This window comes from Clostridium sp. NSJ-145 (assembly GCF_021044725.1).
GTDB lineage: Bacteria > Bacillota > Clostridia > Clostridiales > Clostridiaceae > Clostridium > Clostridium disporicum_B.
On sequence record NZ_JAJNOS010000016.1, the window covers coordinates 26625 to 50866 of the forward strand.

Below are 24242 nucleotides of genomic sequence, written 5' to 3' on the forward strand. Positions count from 1 at the left end.
TTATACATTATTTTAAAACAAAGCTAATTTAATAATATCCTCTTCTGCTTCTTCTTGCTCTGAAGTCTGGTTTTCTTCTTTCCCTAAATCTAAAATTAAATCTTTCGCCTTTAAGCTCCATCATTTTTTCCTTACAGAATCTACATCTATCACTTGGATAATCCCATGATAGTTTTTTACCACAGTCCTTGCACACTCTTTCATGGTCAAGTAGATTAGTTAAAAGCAACTCATTTATCTTATTTGCTGTATTTTCTTTTTCACTTGAAATATATCTATTATTTATCATCATATTAAAGTTTTTTCCAAAGGAATAGTTTAATTCTAATGATTTATAGTAGCTCTCAAGTTCATCAAGCTCTTTCTTTGTATTTACAATGTTTTTAAGTCTTGGCTTCTTTAAGTTTACTGCTCCTTCACTATACATAATGCAGTACTCTTCCCATAATGCCATTACTGTCTTATTATTTTCTTCAAAAGGAATTGTTGCCATCTTTAACATATCACTTTTAGATGCTTTTATATTAAGAGCTTTTAATCTATTTAAAAGATAAATTATAGTTGTAACATCTGCTTTCTTATAATATCCTTTAACTTTTGCTAAGCTCCATGTCTTTAATGCATCTACAATATCTATATCTAGTTCTAAAAGTGAATCAGGAATTCCTATATAGCATTTATCTATTTTCTTTGTTTCTGCTGTTAAGGCATTCTTTATTAAGTTACTGTCTGTAGCTGCTGTAACATAGCCTTTATCGTAAATTCCTTTACGGCCTGCTCTTCCTGCTATCTGCTTTATCTCAGGAACACTAAGCTTTCTTAAAGATATACCATCAAATTTTCTAGTTTCTAAAAAGACAATACGTTTTATAGGAAGATTTACTCCCATTCCAATGGCATCTGTACAAACTATTACTTCTGTCTCCCCACTTAAAAATCTTTCAAACTGCTTCTTTCTTGTGGAGTATGGCAGTGAGCCGTAAATTATGCTTGTTTTTATATTGTTATTAAGAAGCTGTGCTGAAACTGCTAAAGCTTTCTTTTTACCAAAGACAACTAAAGCATCTCCTTTTTTAACATCTTTATTTAAGTCAAACTTCTTATCTTCAAATATAAGCTCTGTATCTCTTTTATGCTCTATAATTTCATAAGTATCTTTACAATCTTTTATAAGTTTTATTATTATATCCTTAGCTTCTGGAGCCATACATATATGAATTTCTGGAGCTAATACCCCAATTATTGCTCTAGTCCATGCCCATCCTCTTTGCTTGTCAGCTATCATCTGAGCTTCATCTATAACACATATATCATAATGCGTTTCAATCTGTAGCTTTTCTATTGTAGAAGAAATATGTGATGCATATGAAATAATATCCTCTTCTTCTCCAGTTAATAATGAACAGGCTATATTTTCACCTCTTAGCTTATCTTGAACTTCTAATGCTAATAATCTAAGTGGTGCTAAATATACACCTGATTCTGCATCCATAAGCTTTTGTATGCTTGCATATGTCTTACCTGTATTAGTCTCACCAACATGAAGATAGAAGTGTCTTTTCATTCTTCTTGCTTCTTCATATTCATCAATTGGACTGTCTAATATTATCTCTTCAATCTCATCTTTAACTTTGTTTTTAATATAGATATTTTCAGATGTCCATATTAACCCCTTAGTACATATCCAAGGGATACATTCTTCAAAGTCCTCCATATCATCAATAGATGGAGCTTTAGGATTTTCCTCTAAATACTTCTCATAAATAATATTTTCAACTACTGCAACTCTTCTTATAAGCTTGTTAATATCATCTTCTTTAGCTATAAGAGCTTTATTAAAGCCTTTTAGATTAACACTTTTATAGTATCCGAAAATCATCTCTCTAGCATTTTCTAAAAACAGCTTCATATGGTCATCTGTCTTATAAATATTTATGCTATTAAGATTATTTAGCTTGCTATCAATAGAGTTAACAACCTTAACTTTAAGCCTATTTATCCCCTTTGAATCTTTCGCAGCTTCTTTGCAGTTTTCTATCATAAGCTTAGCTAAGATTTCTTCATTGTAGCTATTTTCTTCCTTTACAATTTCTGTAGAGTATTCATTAGGGATTTCTAATAGCTTGCATCCTTCATTATAAACATCTAACAATAGTTTATCTTCTAATGAAATCACCTTGGCTGAAATATGACTTCCCCATCTAGACTTATAGGCATTGCCTATTTCAGTTTTAATCTGCTCTTCTAATCTTACCCTTTTATTATCATCTAGTTCCTGTAAGTCTATATCATAATAAACTTTTCCGTCCCTAGTTCTCTTGTACCACCTTACGCTATTAAAAAGATATTCTGTATTATATCTTTTCTTAAAGCTTTTATATAATTCACCTTTTTTCAGCTCCATAGTTTTTTCTACTTTTTCATATAAAACAGCAGCAATATCCTTTGGAACATACTTATATACTATTTCAGAAATGGTAGCGTTCTTCTTTGGTATATACTTTGATACACCTTTATTAACCTTTTGAACATTTTTAAATTTATCTTTAGACTCATCAGAAAACTCAATTTCTTCTAAAGCTTCAACGTAAGAACCTTCCCAAGATAATTCATATAAAAAGTCCTTTACATACATGTAATCATATATATTAAAAGGTCCATTATCTTTTAAAGTAACTTTAGACTCTGGATTGTACTTATCAAAACTAGAATCATCAATCTTAACTCTATGAGTTGTTCTTATGTAATTTACAATCTCTTTAATCATTTCAATAGTAAATTCAGAATCTATATACTTAGCTATTTCATTTTTTACTTCTTTTCTTAAACTACATTTACTTGAACCCATCTCATCACTTCCTTTGCAATTTTCTCTTTAGTATTATATTTAAAACTATTTCTCATTATATTCTGGACAAAGATATCTGCCATGATTTTCACTTTTCCCTTTTATATTTATGGCTTCTTTTGGACAGTGATGAATACATGAATAACAGTTAATACATTTATCTCCAAACTTAGGTTTACCATCTCTTATTTTAACATTATTAACTGGACAACATTTTTCACATTTTCCACATGTAATACATCTATCTGAAACTACAAAATTTTTGCTGCTAACCATAAATTTATTAAAGGCACCATTTACAGCTGAAGATAAAAGCCAAGAAAAAGGTGTTTTATCGTCTTTTTCAATATTTTCATCATTTTTAATTTTTTCTGCAAGCTTTTCAATAACAGGATTTGCTGCATTTAAAATTTCATTTACTTTATCTTTATCTGGCATAGCCTCAGAAATAACATAATTTCCAGGCATCTTAACTCCATAGAATCCTTTAAAAATTAGTCCTTTTTTATCACATATCTTTTTGCAATATTTATAACAGTTTCCTGATTGTGATTCCATTGTTCCAATAAAGTATATCTCATTATTTCCAATAAACTCTGCCTTACTTATTAAATCTTCAATTATAGCTGGAAATCTCCAAGCATAAATTGGAGCTACAATTATAAATGGCTTATCTGATCTAAATGTCTTTGCCATTGTATATTTTATTACATTATTAAGAGATACAACCTCATCATTTATCTTATTTGCTATAGCTTTAGCTACGTATTTACTATTTCCTGTACCGGTAAAAAATAAAATCAAATAATATTCCTCCTATAAAACTAATCTTATACTTAATAAAAGATTTTTTCGTTTATATATTTAACATAAAAACTCATTTAAAATCTTTACTTTTCATTATAGTAATTTTATATTCTAAAAACTACACTTTTTAAGAATATTTCTCTGAAAAACTTTAATTACAAAAATAATACACTTACTATGTTTACAACATCTTCAGTTTTGAAGTAAAAAAAAGTTTTTCACATTGAAAATCGCAAGCATTTTCACAAGCCAATCCAGAATAAAATAATAAAGCAAAGTCGGCAGTATTGAAATGCCTCTCTATAGTAACAGTTTTTTATTATTTTAACTGTCTACTATAAAGGAAACATATCATATCTGCCGACTTTTTAGTTTCTATAACTTTAAAATGTTTCACTTATAAAAAGAATATAAGTGTCAACTCTATATTTTTAAGCTAGTTTATATCTTAAAATTTATTACTCTAATATTAAATTAAGATTTATCTCTATTCCTTTGAGTCTATGTATATAGGTAATTTAAATGGTTCATGCCATTGAATAATATCTATATCATCTAAATTATTTAGCTTTTTTACTTGCTCATAGTACCAATCTTTATCCATTCTATAGTGTTTACTATAGCTTTCATCTGCTAAGCTATAAAAAGTATCTCTAACTTCAACTATTACTTCCTGTATTTCACTTAATTCCCATACAGAATTTTCTCTATTTTCAATAATAAAATTCTCTGAATTGATAATTGAATTTTTTTCTACAAATTCTTCTTTAGGAATAATATTTTTCTCATTTTCTCTTATATACCAAATTCCATTATCCTCATTAATGTATCTACTAGTATTATCATCATAAATATACCCTACTAAAGGTTCATCAATAATACTTTTTAAATCATCATCATTTATTTTATCAGTACACGCTATAAGAGTTATTAAAAATATTGTACTTAAAAGCATTTTTAATATCTTCATCAAATCCCCTCCTTAAAACTTATTTATCTGTTCTAATACAATAAGTCCTTCTTTATACTTACAGAGTAATCTAATCCCCAACTACTTCTCATAAAAATACAGTTCTTCGTTAATTGCACACTATTATATTAACATAATTTACTAATTTATTCCAAAACTTCTTTTTTGTTATAATTTTTAAGTTAAAATCGCAAGATACTTTACCACTTTAATAAAATTATTATCAGTTCAATTATGCTTACGATTTTATATAAAAATTTAATAAAAAACTACTCTAAATTAACTTAAATAATCAATTTAGAGTAGTGTGAATTTTAACGTGATTTTAGTTGCGATTTTAAGTTTTTCATCCTAAACCCGAACCTGTTGACTATGTTTAGTTCATTTTTTATACTAATAAATATCTTTTAAATTAATCTTTAAATCATTAAATACAGTGCTTTGATATACATCATCATTTTTATAAACATCAGATATAATATATTGATTATCTACAAGAGCATATTGTATTATCTTTCCTGTTTGTTCAACTATATTATATTCCTCTACTTTAAACTTTTGATATACAGCAAGTTTAGTTATATAATCATGAGAAGCTGTAGTTTTTGAAACAACCTCAAAAATAATTTTAGGTGATGATGTAAAACTTTCTCCTTTTTTAGTAGCGTTCTCACACATAACAAAAATATCCGGTTTATACTTATAAATCTCTTCATTATTTTTAAATATAACTTCTATCTGCTCATCAAACGGCTCACATTTTGAACCATTAAAGAAATTATCAAGTTTTGCTAATATTTTTCTTTTAATTCTATTATGCTCAATAGATGTATTTGAACTTAAAAAGATAGAACCATTATCAAATTCTGCTTTACCATTAAAGTTCTTTTGAATTTCTTCAAACTCACTTTCAGTATATATATAATCTCTTATAATATCCATTCTATCCCTCCTAACCACTTATATATATTTTTATTATATCCTAAAATATCTTTTTCTTAAACAGAAAGTTTATTTGTTAATTGATTTCTTATAGTAACTATCCAATTATATATTGTAGTAATAGTTGATACATATTATTTAGAGAATCAATATGAGTTCTTTCATATCCGTGGCTACCGCTTGTCCCTGGTCCTAATGCCGCATGTCTTACATTGTTACCAGCAGTTATAGCAAAATCTGAATCTGTTCCATATCTTGGTGTAAATACATCAATTTCGTAATCTACACCAATTTTTTCAGCTGCTTCCACTAGTTCTGTTAGCATTTCATAATGGTATGGGAATCTTGAATCCTTCGCAAACAGAGATACTTTCTTCTCACTTGATACCTGTGTTGGTGAAACTGGAGCAATATCTAATGCTATAATATCTTTAGTTCCCTCAGGAAGCCATGCTCCTCCATGACCAATTTCTTCGAACATTGTAAAAAATGCTTTCACATTTCTTTTACATACAATATTATTATCTTTTATGTATTTCATAACACCGAGTAAAACTGCTATACAAGCTTTATCATCTATGAAACGGCTTGTGATATATCCATTATTCATATGGAAACCTGCATCTAAGGCTATTATATCTCCAACTCTAATTCCTAAATCAAGTACATCTTGTCTACACTTTACATCTTCATCTAATACAAATTCTACGTTTGTATTATAATTTAAAGGCGCATTATTATCAGAATCTGGCCTTACATGTGCACAAGAATGAACCCTTCTCACACATCCTGTATAAATATGTCCATTACGAGTATGTAACCTACAGATTACCCCTGTTGCATCCTCTTCTCTTAATCCTCCTACATTAGTTACCACAAGTGCCCCATTATCCTTGATATAACGTACCATAAGACCTATGTCATCACCATGAGCCATTATCACTAAAGGTTCTCCTTCTCCACCAATATCTGCAATTAGTCCACCTTTATGTACTTCTTCACTTGGGATATTCAGTTCTTCCATTTCATTTATAAGATAATTCTGAATTAGACGAAAGTATCCTGTTGTGCTGTCAATCTCAAGTAATTCCTTTAATTTTTGTATTACATACTCTTCATTAAATTTAAACATTGTCCTTCCTCTCCTCCATAACTTTATTCCACTATTTCCTAATTATATTAGTATTTTTTCTTCATTAACTCTGATTAGACATATAAATAATATTCTTTATTACCTATGTTATTATCTAACCTTTAATTAACTCTTGCCCAAGAATATTTCTTCATATACTTTATTAATAAATTCTTCCTTATCATATCTATAATTTAAATTTATAAAATCAATTACCTTGTCTTCTGAAACTAGCATATAAAAATTTCTTTCCTGCAAAGTATATAATGTAACTACTTCATTATAATTTACTTTTTCAACTGAAGAATTTCCTAAAGTATTTATCCATTTAATTCTATCCTCTAAATACTTGTCCATTATCCATTTATAATTACTTTCAAAGAAATTATAATCAAGATCCCCATTACTGCCTTCATCGTAAAACCATAACTGTGATGCAAATGTTCCTTTATTTTCATTAATGTAATTCCTACCAGCGTTAACTGATTTATCATTAAAATCCTCTAAAGTTAAATTAAATTCCTTATTGAGATTATAATTATTATTATAATTTGTATCTTTATGAATATAATTTCTTCCTATTAAGATTGATATTAATAAGCCCAATCCAATAATATTAAAAATATCAATTCTCCTTTTCTTTGAAACACTGCCTGAGTTTTTTCCTACTAAATTAATTATTATTAATATTACTAATAAAAACATTGCAACTCCAATTATTTCATTAATACTATTATCTGGAGTTAAAATCCCTAAATAAATTAAAGCAGTAATTCCGCTTACTATTACCACAGTATTAATTACTATTCTAATTTTAGATAACCAATGTATCTTATAAGAAACCTCCTCATTTCTCCTAAGTGATTTCTTCCCTCTAATGTACCAGGTAACAAAGCTTGTAATATGCGTTAATTGATATACTATTATCATTGTAGTGATAATTAACATTATAATTTTATCATCATTGACAATTACATTGACAAATTCATCTGATAATGTAGTAACTGCTAGTAAAAATACAGTTATCAAAGTCATTGAAATATTTTTTAATGACAATTTGGCTATATCTTTAAATTTTTCTTTTTGATTTATTTTTTCATGAACTTCTTCAACACCATCTTCCCTAGAATAAATGTCTATTTCATTGTATCTATAAATCAAATTCCACCCTAATTTATTAGTCCCTCCATTTTTTATTGTGTCTTCAATATTTCTTATTTTATTAGTATCATTTATATCTACCCAATATCTTATTTGAGTTGGATCTATTTTTACAAAGCTTAAAAACTCTCCTTGTATATCCTCGAACTTCCATCCCTTTAAAGCCATCTTCTCTAAATATAACTCTAAACTTCTATACTCATATGGAACAATCTTAAATAATACCTTTTTTCTATTTCCTATTATCAAACCTCTCACCCCTTTTTTATACCAAATATATAATCTATTATTCAATATGTAAATTCTTTAAAATTTTACCTTTATAACCATATTATATCATAATTTCTTCCATATTCTACATTATAATTAAGTTTCACTTGTTCTTTTAGCTACTTATTCTATCCCTCTATTTTTTTAGCATTTCCTTTAATTATTCAAAACCAACCTTATCTTCTTCTAATTGTAAAATATAAATAATATGCTCCCATTATAGTATACAGTTAAAATAATAAAACTGTTCTATAATGGGAGCATATCACAATTGGTTAACTTTTATATTTTCCATTATCAACGCTTATTTAAAACATAGCCTTATATTTAAATAAGCTTATCAATCAAAACAAAGTGTTCTTTACTAACTTCTATCCACTTTGCATCTTCATTGTAATTTTCATTATATTTTATATCGTAATCTTTATTTTTAAATCCATCTTTCTTATTACTAGAATTATCTTCTTGTAAATTAGCTGCTATCAACATTTTAGTATAAGGATGTATTGGGTTAGAATATAATTCATCAGTAGGTGCAACCTCTACTATTTTCCCCTTATAAATCACCGCTATTCTATCACTAATATATCTAACCATAGATAAATCATGAGATATAAAAAGGAAGGTTAAATTATTATTTTTTTTAATTTTCTTAAATAAGTTTATTATTTGTGCTTGCATTGATACATCAAGTGATGCAATAGGTTCATCTGCTATAATAAATTCTGGCTTTGTTGAAATAGCTCTAGCTATACCAACTCTTTGTCTTTGTCCTCCTGAAAGGTCGTATGGATACTTATTTATACTACTTCTATCTAATCCTACAACATCGAGTAAGTCATATACTACTTTTTCTCTCTCCTTTTTACTTTTATACAGCTTTTGAAGTTTCATTGGCTCTTCAATAATATCTTTAACTGTCATTCTAGAATTTAAACAGGATGTAGAATCTTGAAAAATAAATTGTATCTTTTTACTTATTATTTCCCTCTTAATTCTTTTTGATTTTTTATCACTAATAGTGATACCATCATATTTAATCTCTCCACCAGTTATTTTATTAATACCTACTATACTTTTTCCTAATGTAGATTTACCTGAGCCTGATTCCCCTATTAATCCTAAAAACTCACCTTTATAAATATCAAGTGAAACGTCATCTATAGCCTTTATTATTTTATTATTATTTAAGGTAAAGTATTGCTTAAGACTTTTTATCTCTAAAAGTTTTTCTTTATTCATTAATATCTAACTTCTCCTCTTTAGCTCTAATTTCCTCTCTTGCTATAGCTGCTTTTGGATGTAGTAACCATGTTGCAGCATAATGACTTTCACTAACTTTAAACATTGGTGGTTCTTCTAAAAAATCTATTACTAATGGATTCTTATTTCTTAATGCAAAAGCATCTCCCTTTGGTGGGTTTAAGAGGCTTGGTGGCATTCCTTCTATAGTCGGTAGATATTCTTTGTCCATATTAAAAGCGGCTATAGATGACATTAATCCTATTGTGTATGGATGAACAGCATTTAAAAATATCTCTTCTTTTTTACCTATTTCAACTATTTTACCTGCATACATTACAGCAATTCTATCTGAAATTCTATTTACCACTTCCATATCATGGGTAATAAATATTATTGAAATATTAGTTTTCATCTGTATTGATTTTATTAAATCTAATATTTTATTCTGCATTATAGAATCTAACGCTGTCGTAGGCTCATCTGCTATTAAAACTTTAGGATTACATGCTAATGCTATAGCAATGGCTATACGTTGTCTCATTCCACCTGAAAATTCATATGGATATTGGTTATATCTACTTTCTGCTTCATCTATTCCCACAAAATCTATTAATTCTATAGCTCGTTTCTTAGCTTCTTTCCTAGTAACTTTATTATGAACTCTAACAGCTTCTGATATTTGTTTTCCTATAGACATAGTAGGATTCAATGATGTCATTGGGTCTTGAAAAATCATAGATATTTCCTTACCTCTTATCTTTGACATCATCTTATCAGTAAGATTACATATATTATTGCCATTTAATAATATATGACCACTTTTTACATATGCATTTTCAGGTAACAACTTTAGTATGCTTCTACATAAAACTGATTTGCCGCATCCTGACTCTCCTACAATTGTCAAGATTTCTCCTTTTTTCAAATCAAATGATACATCTCTTACCGCTTTAACTTCGCCATATTTAGTTTTAAAATTCACTTGCAAATTCTTAACTTCAAGCACTGTATCCATTATAAATAATCTCCTATTATTTATTAATATTGATAACTATATAATATATCTTCTTATTTTAAATCCCAATCCTCAACATTCCAGAATATCCCTACTCCATGGTGTCCTAAAACTGTTTCTTTAGTTATTCCTTCTAAATTATTTTTAGCTACATAAATAGAATCAATATATGCTAAAAATGTATAAGGAAGATCTTTTGTCATTTCCTCTTGGAACTCTTTGTAATATTCTAGTCTTTCTTCATAAACATCCGTTTGTCTAGCTTTAGTAAGTAGTTCATCTATCTTTTCATTGGAATATGAATTGTAATTAGCACCTCCATTAGTTGAAAACACCTTATATGTATGGTCATCTGGGTCAAATGGACTTCCCCATCCAATTAAAAATGCGGCTTGGTTTTCCCAATCAATATCAGATTTTACAGTTACCCTTACATCTACTCCTATTTGTTTTAACTCTTGGGCTGCAAAGTTTGCCATATCAATTCTTTCTTGGTCACCTTCCATGCAAACTAGTTCAAAGCTTAATTTTGTTCCATTCTTGCTATATATTCCATCACTTCCAAGCTTCCATCCAGCCTCTTCTAATAATTGCTTAGCTTTTTCTGGATTATACTCAAACTTTTCTATTTCAGAATCATTATATATTCCCATTTGAAGCGGAGAGTAAGCAGCATCACCATATCCTAATAAAATATTGTCTACTATGGCTTCTCTATCAATTGCATAGCTTAAAGCATTTGGTAGTTCTCTATTTTCTTTAAATAATGGATAATTAAAATTATACATTATACCTCTATAATCTGAAGTTTTCATTATATCTACTACGAAATTATCATCATTTTTAAATGTTTCAATATCTTTTGGAGTTACTTGAGCTAAATCTAATTCTCCAGACTTTAATTGCATTACTCTTGCCTTTGTATCATTAACTATCTTAAATATGATTTTATCTATATTAGGAGATTTTCTAAAATAATCTTCATTTTTTACTAATGTAATCCCCTGGCCTTCATCCCAATTAGCAAATTTATATGGTCCTGTCCCAATAGGATGTCTATTAAAATCACTTGTCATTATATCTTGGCCTTCTAATATATGCTTAGGAATTATACCTACAGATAAATAATCTAACATTGCAACATTCTTATTTTTTAAGGTTATTTTAACTGTGTAGTCATCTACTATTTCAATATTTGTTATATCTTCATAATTTGTTGCTATTTCTGAACCATTATCTGGATTATTAATTGTATCATAAGTAAACTTAACATCTTCAGCTGTAAATGGCTCTCCATCGTGCCATTTAACGTCATCTCTTAAATGAAATGTGTAAGTTAAAGTTGCTTCATCATAATCCCAACTTTTAGCTAATGCTGGAATAATGTTATTATCTTTATCATGAGCTGTTAATCCATTAAATAAAAGTGAATTAATTTCCCCATGTTCAAAAAGTGCTGGATTTATACTGGTATAATCTCCACTTCCATATACTAATACTTTTTCTTTAGCTGTATCATTATTCATATTTTCACTTGCATTATCCTCTATTTTACTTCCGCAACCTATCAGTAAAGATATGGATAATAATAAAGCTGTCACTTTAACTTTTTTTAACATCTAAACCTATCTCCTTTACAGATTATTATACTTTTTAATATTTTTCTTTCTTAAATAATTACCTATATTAGCTATACAAATAAGGGTTACAATTAGAAACAATCCTGGAAATAAAATTACCCACCAAACATTAGATAGTAATGCATTTTGAGCTAGTGATAACATGCTTCCCCAAGATATAATATCTAATGGTAAACCAATCCCTAAAAAGCTAAGCGTGGATTCTGTTGCAATTGCTGATGCAATATTGCTTACTACCATAAACATTATTGATGCCATAAAATTAGGTGCTAAATGTCGTCTCAATATATAGAAGAATCGTCCTCCCATTATTTTAGCTGATAATATATATTCACTATTTCTTATTTGTCTAACTTCACTTCTTACAACTTTTGCAATACTTATCCAACTAACAATTCCTATAACAATGGACATAGATATTGGTGTACTATCCCCTACTATTGATTGCATAAAAATTATTAACAAAATAGAAGGAATACTTAATAATATTTCTATAGCTTTCATCATTAAATTATCTATCCAAGGAGCAGCCATACCACTAATACTTCCATATACCACTCCAATAACTGTTGAAATTATAGTTGAAAAAATTCCTATAAATAACGATACTCTTCCTCCATACCAAATATTTGAAAATATATCTCTTCCCATAGAATCTGTGCCAAAATAAAATGTTTTATTTGGAGGTACATTACTATTAGCTAAATCCATAAACTTCGGATCATGATTCATTATTAATGAAGAGCTTAAACAAGCAATTATTATTATCAATAATATTATTATTGATAAATAGTGACTCTTGTCTTTTATAGTAAATGAATTTTTATTTACTTTCTCTTCTTTAATATACTTGCTTTTATCTTTAACTATTTTGAAATTATTGCTATGAAGGTTCAAAAGTTTCGCCTCCCTGATAATTCATTCTCGGGTCTATCTTTATATTTATAATTTGAGCTATCATATTTGATATCAATACAATAATACCTGTTATAAGAGATAAAACCATAAGCATATTATAATCATGATATTTAGCACTCTCAAATATAAGAGTTCCTATCCCTGGATAAGAAAAAACCTGCTCAATTACATATGTTCCTGCTAAAATATGTGGTACTGAAATTGCCATAATAGTTATAAATGAGGGCATAATATTTCGTAAACAATGTCTATAAACGACTTGTCTTTTTGTTAGACCTTTTACCTTTGCTAATAATACATAGTCCTCTCTCATCTCTTCTAAAATCTTATTTCTTACCATATATCCGTAATACCACAAATGCCCTATTACTAAAACTACTAATGGTAATATTAAATGTATCATTCTATCAGCTATATCACTTTCATTCCCAATGGAATATGCTCCACTAGTTGGTAAAATGCCTAAATTTACGCCAAATATTAAAATTAATATTAATGCTATCCAAAATGATGGTATACTCGATGTTATATTTCCAATTGTCATTATTATCTTATCAATAAGTTTATCTTCGTGTATGGCACAAAATACTCCTATAATTAAAGCTCCTACAAATGTTAATATGTAAGCTAATCCACCTAAAATAATGGTGTTTTTATATACATCCTTTATAACTGACGTAACATCACGCTTATACTTATATGAAATTCCAAAATCGCCTTTTGCAACGTTTTTAAGCCATTTTCCATATTGAATATATATAGGTTCATTAAGCCCTAATCTATCTCTAGCCTTTTCTTTTTCTTCCATACTCATTCTTTCAACGGCATTTCCATGATAAGCTTTAAGTGGGTCACCTGGAGATAATCTTGAAATGTAAAATACAACTAAAGATAATATAAAAATAGCAATAATACACTGAAATATTTTTCTTAATACAACTTTTATCATTTTTTACTCCTTAAATATTATATTGTCTCTAAGGTCCTCATTTACATTATAGTCATTCAATACCAAATTATTATTTATCCTATCTATTTAATAGAAACTCTTCATGTACTAAGCTTAGTAAAATAATTCAATTTATTAAAAAAACAAACCCCACGTACATTTACGCAGAGTTTATTTAATAAATACTAATCTTTAAATTTATTTTTTAGAATAAATTTTTATCTTAATATTTTTTATTTAGCTTATTATTTATTTCAATAATATTAAGACATAAATAATCTAAACACTAACGTTTCATGATTTATCTGTGACAGCTCAATTCCAGGAGTGTTAGCTCCAAATGAATCAAAATCAAGTTCTTCTATTAGTTTATAGTAGTGATTAAATTTTTCTGAGTATTCTTTAACTAAAAGTTGACCATCTTTTTGACCTAATGGTATTGCTCTAACAGCATTTTGTATTATAGTTGAAACAGTACTGTACATATGTAACTTAATAGCTTCTTCTTTTGACATTTCTAGCTCATGCATTAATAATCCAAATACTATTGCTGGATGTCCATATACTTCTTTAGAAGCTATTTTTTTAGCATATATTTTTAAGTTTTCTATTTCATATAGATCTAAATATATCTTTATCATTCTACTAGCAACTAATTTGGCAGCATTTCTAGTTTCTTTTGCAACAGTTTGTGCTATTAATAAGTTATCAATTTCCCAGACCTTATCCACATCACCATTTTCTAATGCTTCATATAACATTCTTATTGCTAATCCATCAGATGTTATAAATTGATGCTTTAAAAATAAATCTACCCACTTACTAAAACTTTTAGCATCATCTATAACATTATTTCTTAAATATGTTTCCATTCCGTAAGAATGGTTAAATGATCCTATAGGAAAGTTAGAATCACATAATTGTAATATCTGTAACATTTTTAAACTCTTATCCATACTAATGCTTATGCTCCATAAAATTAACATGTGTAAAAGCGTTTTTTACTCTTCTATCTTCTCTTGAATAATTGATGTTATCTTTCCTTAATTCATCCTCAACTAAATAATCATATTGAACTATCATAACATCATCTTCAAAATGTGCAGGTAGATGTTTATTTCCTAATTTATGTGCAATATATGCCATTTCAGTTATATCCTTAGGTTTAATAACTAAAACATCTTCGCTTTTAACTTTTACTATAACTAAATTATGACCATCATTAAATAATATATCTCCATCTCTTAATTTCATACCTCTATCTAATGATATTCCATGTTCATGGTTATGATCTGATTTAACTCTTATTATTCTTTTAACTAAATCATCACTATCTATATATATTTTTTCTAAATGATACCCATCTGTACTTTCTAATTCATCTAAATTTCCTAATATCTTTTCAAAAAGCATAGAAAGAACCTCCTTATTTAACTTAATATTTTATTAATACTTACGTATATTTATTGGTTTTAAACCAAATAATTCTTCTCTAAGATAATAGTGCACTGCATCTATTGCCTTTTGAATTTCTTGAGTTAAATTTCCTAAAATTCTTATTATAATGCCATGCTCTTCTAATATGGAAACACCATATTTTATATCTAAATTTAAAGCATCGATAATCTCTCTTGCTTTTTCAACATAATTTTCATTCATATTTTCATTTATAACTACCATTGTGCCAAAATTAATATAACCTTCTAATATCCCAAGTTCAGTTACATCATATTCTCTTGGACTTAATTGTAAATTATCTAACAATAAAAGTTTATTATCTACATAAATCTTATTTCTCATCTTTACAGAATCATATTGGAATTTAGATCCATCCGGTGACCAACCTGATGTTATTCCATCTGTATAAATAAGAGTAGCTTTTTTATCCATGTATATTGTAGTATCTTGATTATACATAGCATTTTTGTACAAAATAACGCTGTCAGAAATATATTCTAAAACTGAGTTCTCTTCCATTTTTATAATAGTTTCTTGACAAGCTGGTTCTCTATTTTTTTCACATTTATACACCTTAGTTGGTGCTTGTGTTGTTATTATCGCTTTAGCATCTTTTTTTACTTCTATTGAATTTTTATATACTTCACCTTCAACATATCCTCCACCTAAGTGAAGTAAAAAATAGCAAGGTGTCTTTTCTCTACCTAAAAATATTGCTGGTGAAACCTTAGATGCTCCTACAAAATGAGATGTAGTTGCAACCGTACCATTAGGTTTATTCTCTAATACTAACTTTGAATTACCAGCTATTTTATTATTCATATCGTTAATCATATTAACAAATTCCTTCTAATAAACATTTTTCTTTTATCCACTTAATAATAGTTTCTATTCCCTCATCTGTTTTTAAGTTAGTGAATATAAAGTCCTTTTCTCCTCTAAATGTTAATGTATCTTCTCTCATAACATCTAAATTTGCTCCAACATATGGTGCTAAATCTATTTTATTTATAACAAATAAATCACTCTTAATCATACCTTGTCCTGCTTTTCTAGGTATCTTTTCACCTTGAGCAACGTCTATTATGTACATTGAAAAATCAACTAAATCTGGACTAAATGTAGCTGCTAAATTATCTCCGCCGCTTTCAACAAATATTATGTCTAAATTAGTAAATTTATTTTTTAATTCTTCTATAGCTGCAAAATTCATTGAAGCATCTTCTCTTATTGCTGTATGAGGACATCCTCCTGTTTCTACTCCAATAATTCTACCTTCTTCTAATACTGAATTTTCAACCATGAATTTTGCATCTTCTTTTGTATATATGTCATTAGTTATTACAGCTAATTCATAATCTTTTGCCATCTGTCTTGTTACTCTTTCAATTAAAAGAGTTTTTCCTGCACCTACAGGACCTCCAACCCCTATTACTACTGGTCTCATAATAAAATCTCCTTTACTATAATTAGTTAAAAATAATCTAATTAGTTAAAAATAATCTAAAATCTCCTAAGGATAAATATAACCTATCCTTAGGAAATTTTTTTAGTGTATATGATCAGAATCAATATCCCTAAAAGCTACTTCTAAACTAACTTCATCTAGCTTATATTCGATATGAGCTGATTTTAATATTTCTTCTATTCTTTCATCATATTGTAATAGCATTTTACCATCTTGAAATTGAGCTGGAAGATGTCTATTCCCTAATGAATGAGCTATCTTACCCATTTCTGACATAGTATCAGCAGTTACAACAAAAACCTTATATAAAGCCATTTTTCTCTCCATAAATATATCTTAGAATAAGAAGTATCTTTGAGCCATTGGTAATGTCTCTGCTGGCTCACAAGTTATAAGTTCTCCATCAACTGTAACGTCATAAGTTTGTGGATCTACTTCTAACTCAGGCATAGCATCATTAAGTTTCATATCTTTCTTAGTTAAATTTCTAATACCACTTACAGGTAATACTTGTTTTTCTAAACCTAATTTTCCTTTTATGTCATCTTCAAAAGCATATTTTGATACGAATGCAGCAGTAGTTTGTCCTACAGCTTTTCCATGTGCACCAAACATCTTTCTTAACATCTCTGGTTGACATGTTGGAATTGAAGCATTTGATTCTCCCATAACTGAAAGGTTAATCATTCCACCTTTAATTACTACCTTAGGCTTAACTCCAAAGAAAGCAGGTTCCCATAAAACTAAATCCGCCATCTTACCAATTTCTACAGATCCAACATAATCAGATATTCCGTGTGCTATAGCTGGGTTTATTGTATATTTTGCAACGTATCTTCTAAGTCTGTTATTATCGTCATATTCTGAATCACTTGCTAGAGGACCTCTTTGATTCTTCATCTTAGAAGCAGTTTGCCATGTTCTAGAAACAACTTCTCCAATTCTTCCCATAGCCATTGTGTCTGAACTCATGATACTGAATACACCCATATCGTGAAGTATATCTTCTGCAGCAATTGTTTGCTTTCTAATTCTTGAATCAGCAAAAGCTATATCTTCTGGAACTTTGTTATCTAAGTGGTGACAAACCATAAGCATGTCTAAATGTTCAGCTACAGTATTAACTGTATAAGGTTTTGTTGGGTTAGTTGACGCTGGTAATACATTTGGATGTGATGCCATCTTTAATATGTCAGGAGCATGTCCCCCACCAGCACCTTCTGTATGGAATGTATGAATAACTCTTCCACCTATTGCTTTTATAGTGTCTTCAACGAATCCACCTTCATTTAAAGTATCTGTATGTATAGCAACTTGTACATCATACTCATCAGCTGTTCTTAAAGCGTAGTCAATTGCTGATCTAGTTGCACCCCAGTCTTCATGAATCTTTAATCCACAAGCACCAGCTCTTATTTGTTCTGCATTAACTTCAACGTTAGCTCCGCTACCTTTTCCAAGAATACCTACGTTTATTGGAAGTGAATCAAAAGATTCTAATATTCTATGAATATGCCATTCACCTGGAGTACAAGTAGTTGCGTTTGTTCCATCGTTAGGGCCTGTCCCACCACCGATTACAGTAGTAATTCCTCCATGTAAAGCTGAGTCTACTAAATCTGGGCTAATAAAGTGAACGTGAGTATCAATTCCTCCTGCAGTTAAGATACATCCTTCCCCTGCTAAAGCTTCAGTACTAACTCCTACTATGAAATCTACATTATCCATTCCATCAGGATTTCCACCTTTACCTATTGCAACGATCTTTCCATCTTTAATACCGATATCAGCTTTATATACTCCTGTATAATCTAAAACAGTAGCTCCTGTGATTATTAAGTCAACAACCTTTGGATTTTTTCTTGTTTCTATTGAGTTTTGACCCATACCATCTCTTAAAGATTTTCCACCACCGAATTTACATTCATCACCATAAACTGTGTAGTCTTTTTCGATCTTTAAGAATAAATCTGTATCTGCAAGTCTAATACTATCTCCTGTAGTTGGTCCAAATAAATCAGAATAATGTTTTCTGTCTATTTCAAAAGCCATTATTTTCTACCTCCTTTAGCTAGGAATCCATCAACTTTATTACATAAACCGTAAACTTTTCTCTTTCCAGCTATATCTATTAAATTAACGATTTTTTCATCACCTGGTTCAAATCTTACAGCAGTACCTGCTGGTATATCTAATCTCTTTCCATATGCAGTTTCTCTATCAAACTCTAATGCATTATTTACTTCATAGAAATGAAAATGAGAACCTATTTGAACTGGTCTGTCACCTCTATTTATAACTTTTAATTCGATTGCTTCAAATCCTTCATTATATTTAATTGGCTCTTCAGCTAATATGTATTCTCCTGGTATCATAATTTAAACCTCCACTTATTGAATAGGATCATGTACTGTTACAAGCTTTGTACCATCTGGGAATGTACATTCAACTTGTATAGTATGAATCATTTCTGGTATTCCTTCCATAACTTGCTCTCTTGTCAGGACTTGTCTACCTTCATTCATAAGAAGTTCTACAGACTTTCCTTCTCTAGCACCTTCCATTATTTCGTCTGTAATAAGTGCTACAGATTCTGGATAATTTAACTTAATTCCTTTTGCTAGTCTTCTTCTAGCAACATCTGCCGCTACAACTATCATTAATTTTTCTTGTTCCTTCATTGATAATCTCATAGCTGTATCCTCCCTCATTATAATTTAAATATCACAATTTTTTGCGACCTTTTTTTTATACACCTTTTTTATTTATCATTCAAATTTACACTTTTAACACTTTTTTATTTTTAAAGATTATATATTAAATATTTATCATATGAAAAAGTTTACCTCTTATAATTTTTTAATTTATCTTTATTTTTCGACATTTTTGGGTAATTTTTTCATGTATTTTTATGTATTTTTCATCTTTTTTAATGAAATTATTATATCGTTTTCAAGTAATAATACTAAAATAAAAAAAGATCACTACAAAATGATCCGAAAAAATCATTTTGTAACAATCTCTTTTAAAATTTATTTAGGAAACATATTAATTAATAATAAGAATCCTGGAATCCAAGCTGTGAAAATACCATCAATAACTGATAAGTATCCAACAAATTTCCCTAAATCTTTCTTCATTACTAATTCTATAAATCCAGTTAACCATAATAATCCCCATAAAAGCCATATAATAACCCAATATATATTTCCTACAGTGAAGTCTATAAATTTTAATGTTGTTGGATCAATAAATGCTAATGGAATAGTATTTATTGCTACAAATAAACAGTACCAGCCATATAATCTACCATCTAGGTTAAATAGGCATCTTGCTGCAATAAACAGATATGTAAATCCAAATAATAGACCTGTTCCTGCCGCAAAATAATTCCCTTGTATTACTGCTACTATATTTAATATAAATGATAATACTCCAGTGAATACATTAAATACTGCCATAGATTTTTCATCGATCTTACAAAGTCTTGCTATACCATTAAGTATAAGAACTACTCCAACGTATAATAAAACTACACCTAACATAATTTACATCTTCTTTCTTTTTTTAATTTTTACTCGTATTTTGTTTCATAATTTTCTTTAAAGAATTCTTGGTCTAATCCTTTTAATTGTACTTCATCACTTACTTTTATAGATTTTATCTTATCTACAACTTTAAATATTATGTAAGTCATCACAACTGAATAAACAATAATTATTAAGCAACCTATTAATTGTATAGAGAATTGCTTTAATCCAGCTGATATTCCATTTACTCTTGGGTTTGCAAGCACTCCTACTAATAGTGTACCTATAAATCCACCCATTCCGTGAACTCCCCAAACATCAAGTGCATCGTCCCATTTCTTTCTTTCAAATTCTACACAGAAGAAACATACTACAGCTGCTATTGCACCTATAATAACTGCTCCTATTGGGTCAATATATCCTGATGCTGGTGTAACTGTTGCTAATCCTGCAACTGCACCTACTATCATCTCAAAGAAAGATGCTCTTTTACTATGCATAGCATAAAGTATTAACCAAACTATCATTCCTGTTGCTGCTGCAACTCCTGTATTTGTGAAAACTATTGCTGCTGTTTCTGCTGCTGCTAAAGTTCCACCTGCATTAAATCCGAACCATCCAAATAATAATAGAGCTCCACCTATGGCAACTAATCCTAAATTGAATGGACCTTTTTCATTTTTGTACTTTCTTTTACCTAGTACAAGTAATGCACCTAAACATCCAAATCCTGATGTAATGTGAATTACTGCTCCTCCAGCGAAGTCTACGAATCCCATCTTAGCTAAGAATCCGCCACCCCATACCCAGTGAGCTACTGGGAAGTATATAAGTATCATCCAAGGAATTAATACTTTTATCCATCCACTTATAGTTAATCTGTTAGCAAATGCTCCTGTCATTAATGGTGCTGTTATTATTGCAAACATTAATTGATACATAAAGAACATAATAAATGGTATATTATTACTATAAGTAGAGTTTACAGCAAAGGTAACATCCTTAAATGCAAAATATTGAAGCGGATTACCGATAACTCCTCCAATATCTTTACCAAATACTAAACTAAATCCACCAAATATCCATAACAATGATACAACTCCTATTGCTATGAAAATTTGGAACATGATTGTTAATGCATTTTTTCTTTCAACTAATCCACCGTAGAAAAATGCTAAACCTGGTACCATAATTAAAACTAGTAGAGTAGATAAAATTATAAATGCTACATCCCCGTTATTAATCATAAGACTCCTCCTTTAATATATAATTTTTACATTCTAAAAATGCACAGGGACGAGTATAGCAAATAAAATCGAATCTTGTCAATATTTCTTAATTAAGTTAGAATAAATTTAATTTTCATTATTTTCTGATAATATTTTTTAATCATCTATTATTATTGGAAAAATATATATGTTATTCAATTATGCACCTGTTTTATAATTCTAATATTTCCTGTTAATACCTTAACTGATATATTACTTTTCTTACCTATTGTATAATTATAAGTAATTTATCCCATAACTTAACACAACTAATTTGTTTACAATAATTTTAAAAATAAAACTGCCTCATTTGAAATTTTGAGGCAGTTTTATTACTTTATTTAACTATATTTTTAATAAATAAATTTATAGTCAAAAATTAACTTATATTAAATTTTAAATTGGTTATCTTCAACTTTAACGGTACATATTCCACCTTTACTTAAGCTTCCAAAAAGAATTTCATCAACTAATAATGGTTTTACATCTGAGTTTATAATTCTCTTTATTTCTCTCGCTCCAAACTCTCTTGAAGTACCTCTCTCTGCAATTTTAAGTATTGCTTCTTCTGTAAAATCTATATTGATATTTTTATCTAACAGTTGTTTCTTAAACTTTTCAAGCTCTCTTAATACTATATTCTTTGCAATAGCCATATCTATATGATTAAATACAACTATTTTATCAAGTCTATTTCTAAATTCAGGAGTAAAGACTTTTTTAACCTCTTCCATTATTGCAGTGCCCTTTATTTCTCTTTCTCCAAAACCAACTAATGATTTACCTATATCCTTAGCACCTGCATTTGAAGTCATTATTATAATAACATTTCTAAAATCTGCTTTTCTTCCTTGATTATCACTTAATGTAGCATAATCCATAACCTGAAGTAAAACATTCAATATATCTATATGTGCTTTTTCTATTTCATCTAGTAATAGAACACAATGAGGATTCTTCTTAATCTCGTCTGTTAAAAGACCGCCTTCCTCATATCCTACATATCCAGGAGGCGCTCCTATAAGCTTTGATGCTGCGTGCTTTTCTTGATATTCACTCATATCAAATCTTATAAGCTTAATACCTAAGCTATTACTTAATGTTCTAGCTATCTCTGTCTTACCTACTCCTGTTGGTCCTACAAAAAGAAGTGAAGCAACTGGCTTATCAGCTTCTGTTAAGCCTGCTCTAGACATTTTTATAGTTCTTACTACCTCTTCTATAGCTGTATCCTGTCCAAAGATATTTTTCTTTAAGTCATCTTCTAAATTCTTAAGTGAATTTATCTCATCTTTCTCAACAGTCTTTTTAGGAATATGACAAATCTTTGAAATTACATCTTCTATAATTTTTTCATCAATAGTTCTTTCGCTATCCTTACTATTTAAATTAACAAAAGCTCCAGCTTCATCTATTAAGTCTATAGCTTTATCTGGTAAGAATTTATCGTTGATGTATTTATGGCTTAATGTTACAGCAGCCTTTAATGCATCATCTGTATATTTAACCTTATGATAATTTTCATAAGTTTCTTTAACACCATTTAAAATTTCTATACATTCACTCTCTGAAGGCTCTTTAACTTCTACTACTTGGAATCTTCTACTTAAACCTTTATCCTTTTGGAAGTATTTTTTATATTCTTCATAAGTTGTTGCACCAATAAACATAATGCTACCATCTATAAGATAAGGTTTTAAAAGGTTTGATGCATCTAAAGATCCTCCCCCTAAAGCTCCTGCACCAACTAAATTATGAATCTCATCTATATAAACTATTGGATTTTTTAAAGTTTTTATTTCGTTCAGAACCTTTTTAATCTTCTCTTCAAAATCTCCTCTATACTTAGTTCCTGCAACAAGTGAACCTAAATCTAAAGATAAGACCACAGAATCCTTTAATTTCTCTGGTACTTTTCCTTCATTAATAAGTCTAGCTAATCCTAAAGTAATAGCTGTCTTTCCAACTCCAGGCTCTCCAATATGAAGTGGATTATTTTTACTCTTCCTACAAAGAATTTGAATAGTTCTTTCTATTATATCTTCTCTTCCTACTAATATCTCATCATCATTCTTTGCTAATTCTGTTAAATTAATAGTAAGCTTATCTATTATAGATTTCTTTTTCTCATCTTTATTACTTACTTCTTCATAGTCATTATCTTCGTGATTTAACTCTTCGATGCTATCTATACTCTCTTCATCACTTCTATGTGCTAAACTATATAAAACATCGGTTTTTTCGATACCATTTTCTATTAAGTAATAATGACAATAGCTTTCTTCTAAAGCATAAAAAGCAGCTACTAAATGTTCTAAGTTAATTACATCTCTTTGAGAATATATAACCTGTTCACTGGCTTTTATAAGTACTTCCTGAAAACTATAACTTTCATGAGGTATATCATCATTACCTTTATCAACATACTCATTTATATATTCTTCTAAATTGCTTCTTAATCCCTCTAAATTACCTTCGCAATTTTTTACAGCATCAATAAAACTTTCGTTAAAAGTAAGTGCATATAATAAATGCTCTGCAGTAATAAATAAATCACCATTTTTCTTACCATAATTAAAAGCTTCAATTATAATATCATTTAACTCTCTACTTACCTCCAT

At 28.8% G+C, this 24242-nt stretch carries 22 protein-coding genes; all 22 read right to left on the bottom strand.

The window, feature by feature from the left end; genetic code table 11:
- Nucleotides 1–28: 28 nt before the first annotated feature.
- On the bottom strand, nt 29–2848 hold the full coding sequence (locus LQE93_RS13735) for a helicase-related protein (RefSeq protein WP_231074050.1): 2820 nt from the start codon (nt 2846–2848) through the stop codon (nt 29–31).
- Nucleotides 2849–2893: 45 nt separating this feature from the next.
- Nucleotides 2894–3652, bottom strand: a complete 759-nt coding sequence (locus tag LQE93_RS13740) for an EFR1 family ferrodoxin (protein WP_231074052.1) — start codon at nt 3650–3652, stop codon at nt 2894–2896.
- Nucleotides 3653–4142: 490 nt separating this feature from the next.
- Nucleotides 4143–4625, bottom strand: coding sequence for a hypothetical protein (locus tag LQE93_RS13745; RefSeq protein WP_231074053.1), 483 nt, complete (start codon nt 4623–4625; stop codon nt 4143–4145).
- 393 nt (nt 4626–5018) lie between these two features.
- Nucleotides 5019–5567 (bottom strand): Uma2 family endonuclease, encoded by a 549-nt coding sequence (locus tag LQE93_RS13750; protein ID WP_231074055.1) that lies wholly within the window; start codon nt 5565–5567, stop codon nt 5019–5021.
- A 97-nt stretch (nt 5568–5664) separates the two neighbouring features.
- Nucleotides 5665–6699: a M20/M25/M40 family metallo-hydrolase gene (locus LQE93_RS13755; RefSeq protein WP_231074056.1), complete on the bottom strand. Its 1035-nt coding sequence runs from the start codon at nt 6697–6699 to the stop codon at nt 5665–5667.
- Between the two features lie 126 nt (nt 6700–6825).
- Nucleotides 6826–8109 (bottom strand): DUF2812 domain-containing protein, encoded by a 1284-nt coding sequence (locus tag LQE93_RS13760; protein ID WP_231074057.1) that lies wholly within the window; start codon nt 8107–8109, stop codon nt 6826–6828.
- Nucleotides 8110–8457: 348 nt separating this feature from the next.
- A complete protein-coding gene (locus LQE93_RS13765) occupies nt 8458–9372 on the bottom strand; it encodes an ATP-binding cassette domain-containing protein (RefSeq protein WP_055262696.1) in 915 nt (304 codons plus the stop codon).
- Complete coding sequence (locus LQE93_RS13770; protein ID WP_231074058.1) at nt 9365–10390, bottom strand: ABC transporter ATP-binding protein; 1026 nt, start codon at nt 10388–10390, stop codon at nt 9365–9367. The genes LQE93_RS13765 and LQE93_RS13770 overlap by 8 nt, the downstream gene beginning before the upstream one ends.
- Nucleotides 10391–10443: 53 nt before the next feature.
- The gene (locus LQE93_RS13775; RefSeq protein WP_231074059.1) at nt 10444–12009 is read right to left on the bottom strand and encodes an ABC transporter substrate-binding protein; all 1566 of its coding nucleotides are present in this window, start codon (nt 12007–12009) and stop codon (nt 10444–10446) included.
- Between the two features lie 15 nt (nt 12010–12024).
- Nucleotides 12025–12927 (bottom strand): ABC transporter permease, encoded by a 903-nt coding sequence (locus LQE93_RS13780; RefSeq protein WP_347707673.1) that lies wholly within the window; start codon nt 12925–12927, stop codon nt 12025–12027.
- Nucleotides 12914–13897 carry an ABC transporter permease gene (locus tag LQE93_RS13785; RefSeq protein ID WP_231074060.1) on the bottom strand — a complete coding sequence of 328 codons (984 nt, stop codon included), beginning with the start codon at nt 13895–13897 and terminating at the stop codon, nt 12914–12916. Before LQE93_RS13785 ends, LQE93_RS13780 begins: the two co-directional genes overlap by 14 nt.
- A 263-nt stretch (nt 13898–14160) precedes the next feature.
- The gene (locus LQE93_RS13790; protein ID WP_231074061.1) at nt 14161–14853 is read right to left on the bottom strand and encodes an urease accessory protein UreF; all 693 of its coding nucleotides are present in this window, start codon (nt 14851–14853) and stop codon (nt 14161–14163) included.
- A 1-nt stretch (nt 14854) separates the two neighbouring features.
- Entirely contained in the window at nt 14855–15310 is a 456-nt protein-coding gene (locus tag LQE93_RS13795) for an urease accessory protein UreE (protein WP_032118343.1), read from the bottom strand.
- A 33-nt stretch (nt 15311–15343) separates the two neighbouring features.
- On the bottom strand, nt 15344–16189 hold the full coding sequence (locus tag LQE93_RS13800; RefSeq protein WP_231074062.1) for an urease accessory protein UreD: 846 nt from the start codon (nt 16187–16189) through the stop codon (nt 15344–15346).
- Nucleotide 16190: 1 nt separating this feature from the next.
- On the bottom strand, nt 16191–16802 hold the full coding sequence (gene ureG, locus LQE93_RS13805; protein ID WP_172675723.1) for an urease accessory protein UreG: 612 nt from the start codon (nt 16800–16802) through the stop codon (nt 16191–16193).
- 102 nt (nt 16803–16904) lie between these two features.
- The gene (locus tag LQE93_RS13810) at nt 16905–17138 is read right to left on the bottom strand and encodes a hypothetical protein (RefSeq protein WP_231074063.1); all 234 of its coding nucleotides are present in this window, start codon (nt 17136–17138) and stop codon (nt 16905–16907) included.
- Between the two features lie 21 nt (nt 17139–17159).
- Nucleotides 17160–18875 (bottom strand): urease subunit alpha, encoded by a 1716-nt coding sequence (gene ureC, locus LQE93_RS13815; protein WP_231074064.1) that lies wholly within the window; start codon nt 18873–18875, stop codon nt 17160–17162.
- Complete coding sequence (locus LQE93_RS13820; RefSeq protein ID WP_032118340.1) at nt 18875–19198, bottom strand: urease subunit beta; 324 nt, start codon at nt 19196–19198, stop codon at nt 18875–18877. The genes ureC and LQE93_RS13820 overlap by 1 nt, the downstream gene beginning before the upstream one ends.
- A 15-nt stretch (nt 19199–19213) precedes the next feature.
- Nucleotides 19214–19516, bottom strand: coding sequence for an urease subunit gamma (locus tag LQE93_RS13825; protein ID WP_055262684.1), 303 nt, complete (start codon nt 19514–19516; stop codon nt 19214–19216).
- A 339-nt stretch (nt 19517–19855) separates the two neighbouring features.
- On the bottom strand, nt 19856–20368 hold the full coding sequence (locus tag LQE93_RS13830) for an AmiS/UreI family transporter (protein WP_055262682.1): 513 nt from the start codon (nt 20366–20368) through the stop codon (nt 19856–19858).
- Nucleotides 20369–20397: 29 nt separating this feature from the next.
- Complete coding sequence (locus LQE93_RS13835) at nt 20398–21600, bottom strand: ammonium transporter (RefSeq protein ID WP_055262680.1); 1203 nt, start codon at nt 21598–21600, stop codon at nt 20398–20400.
- Nucleotides 21601–22010: 410 nt separating this feature from the next.
- Entirely contained in the window at nt 22011–24242 is a 2232-nt protein-coding gene (locus tag LQE93_RS13840; protein WP_231074065.1) for an AAA family ATPase, read from the bottom strand.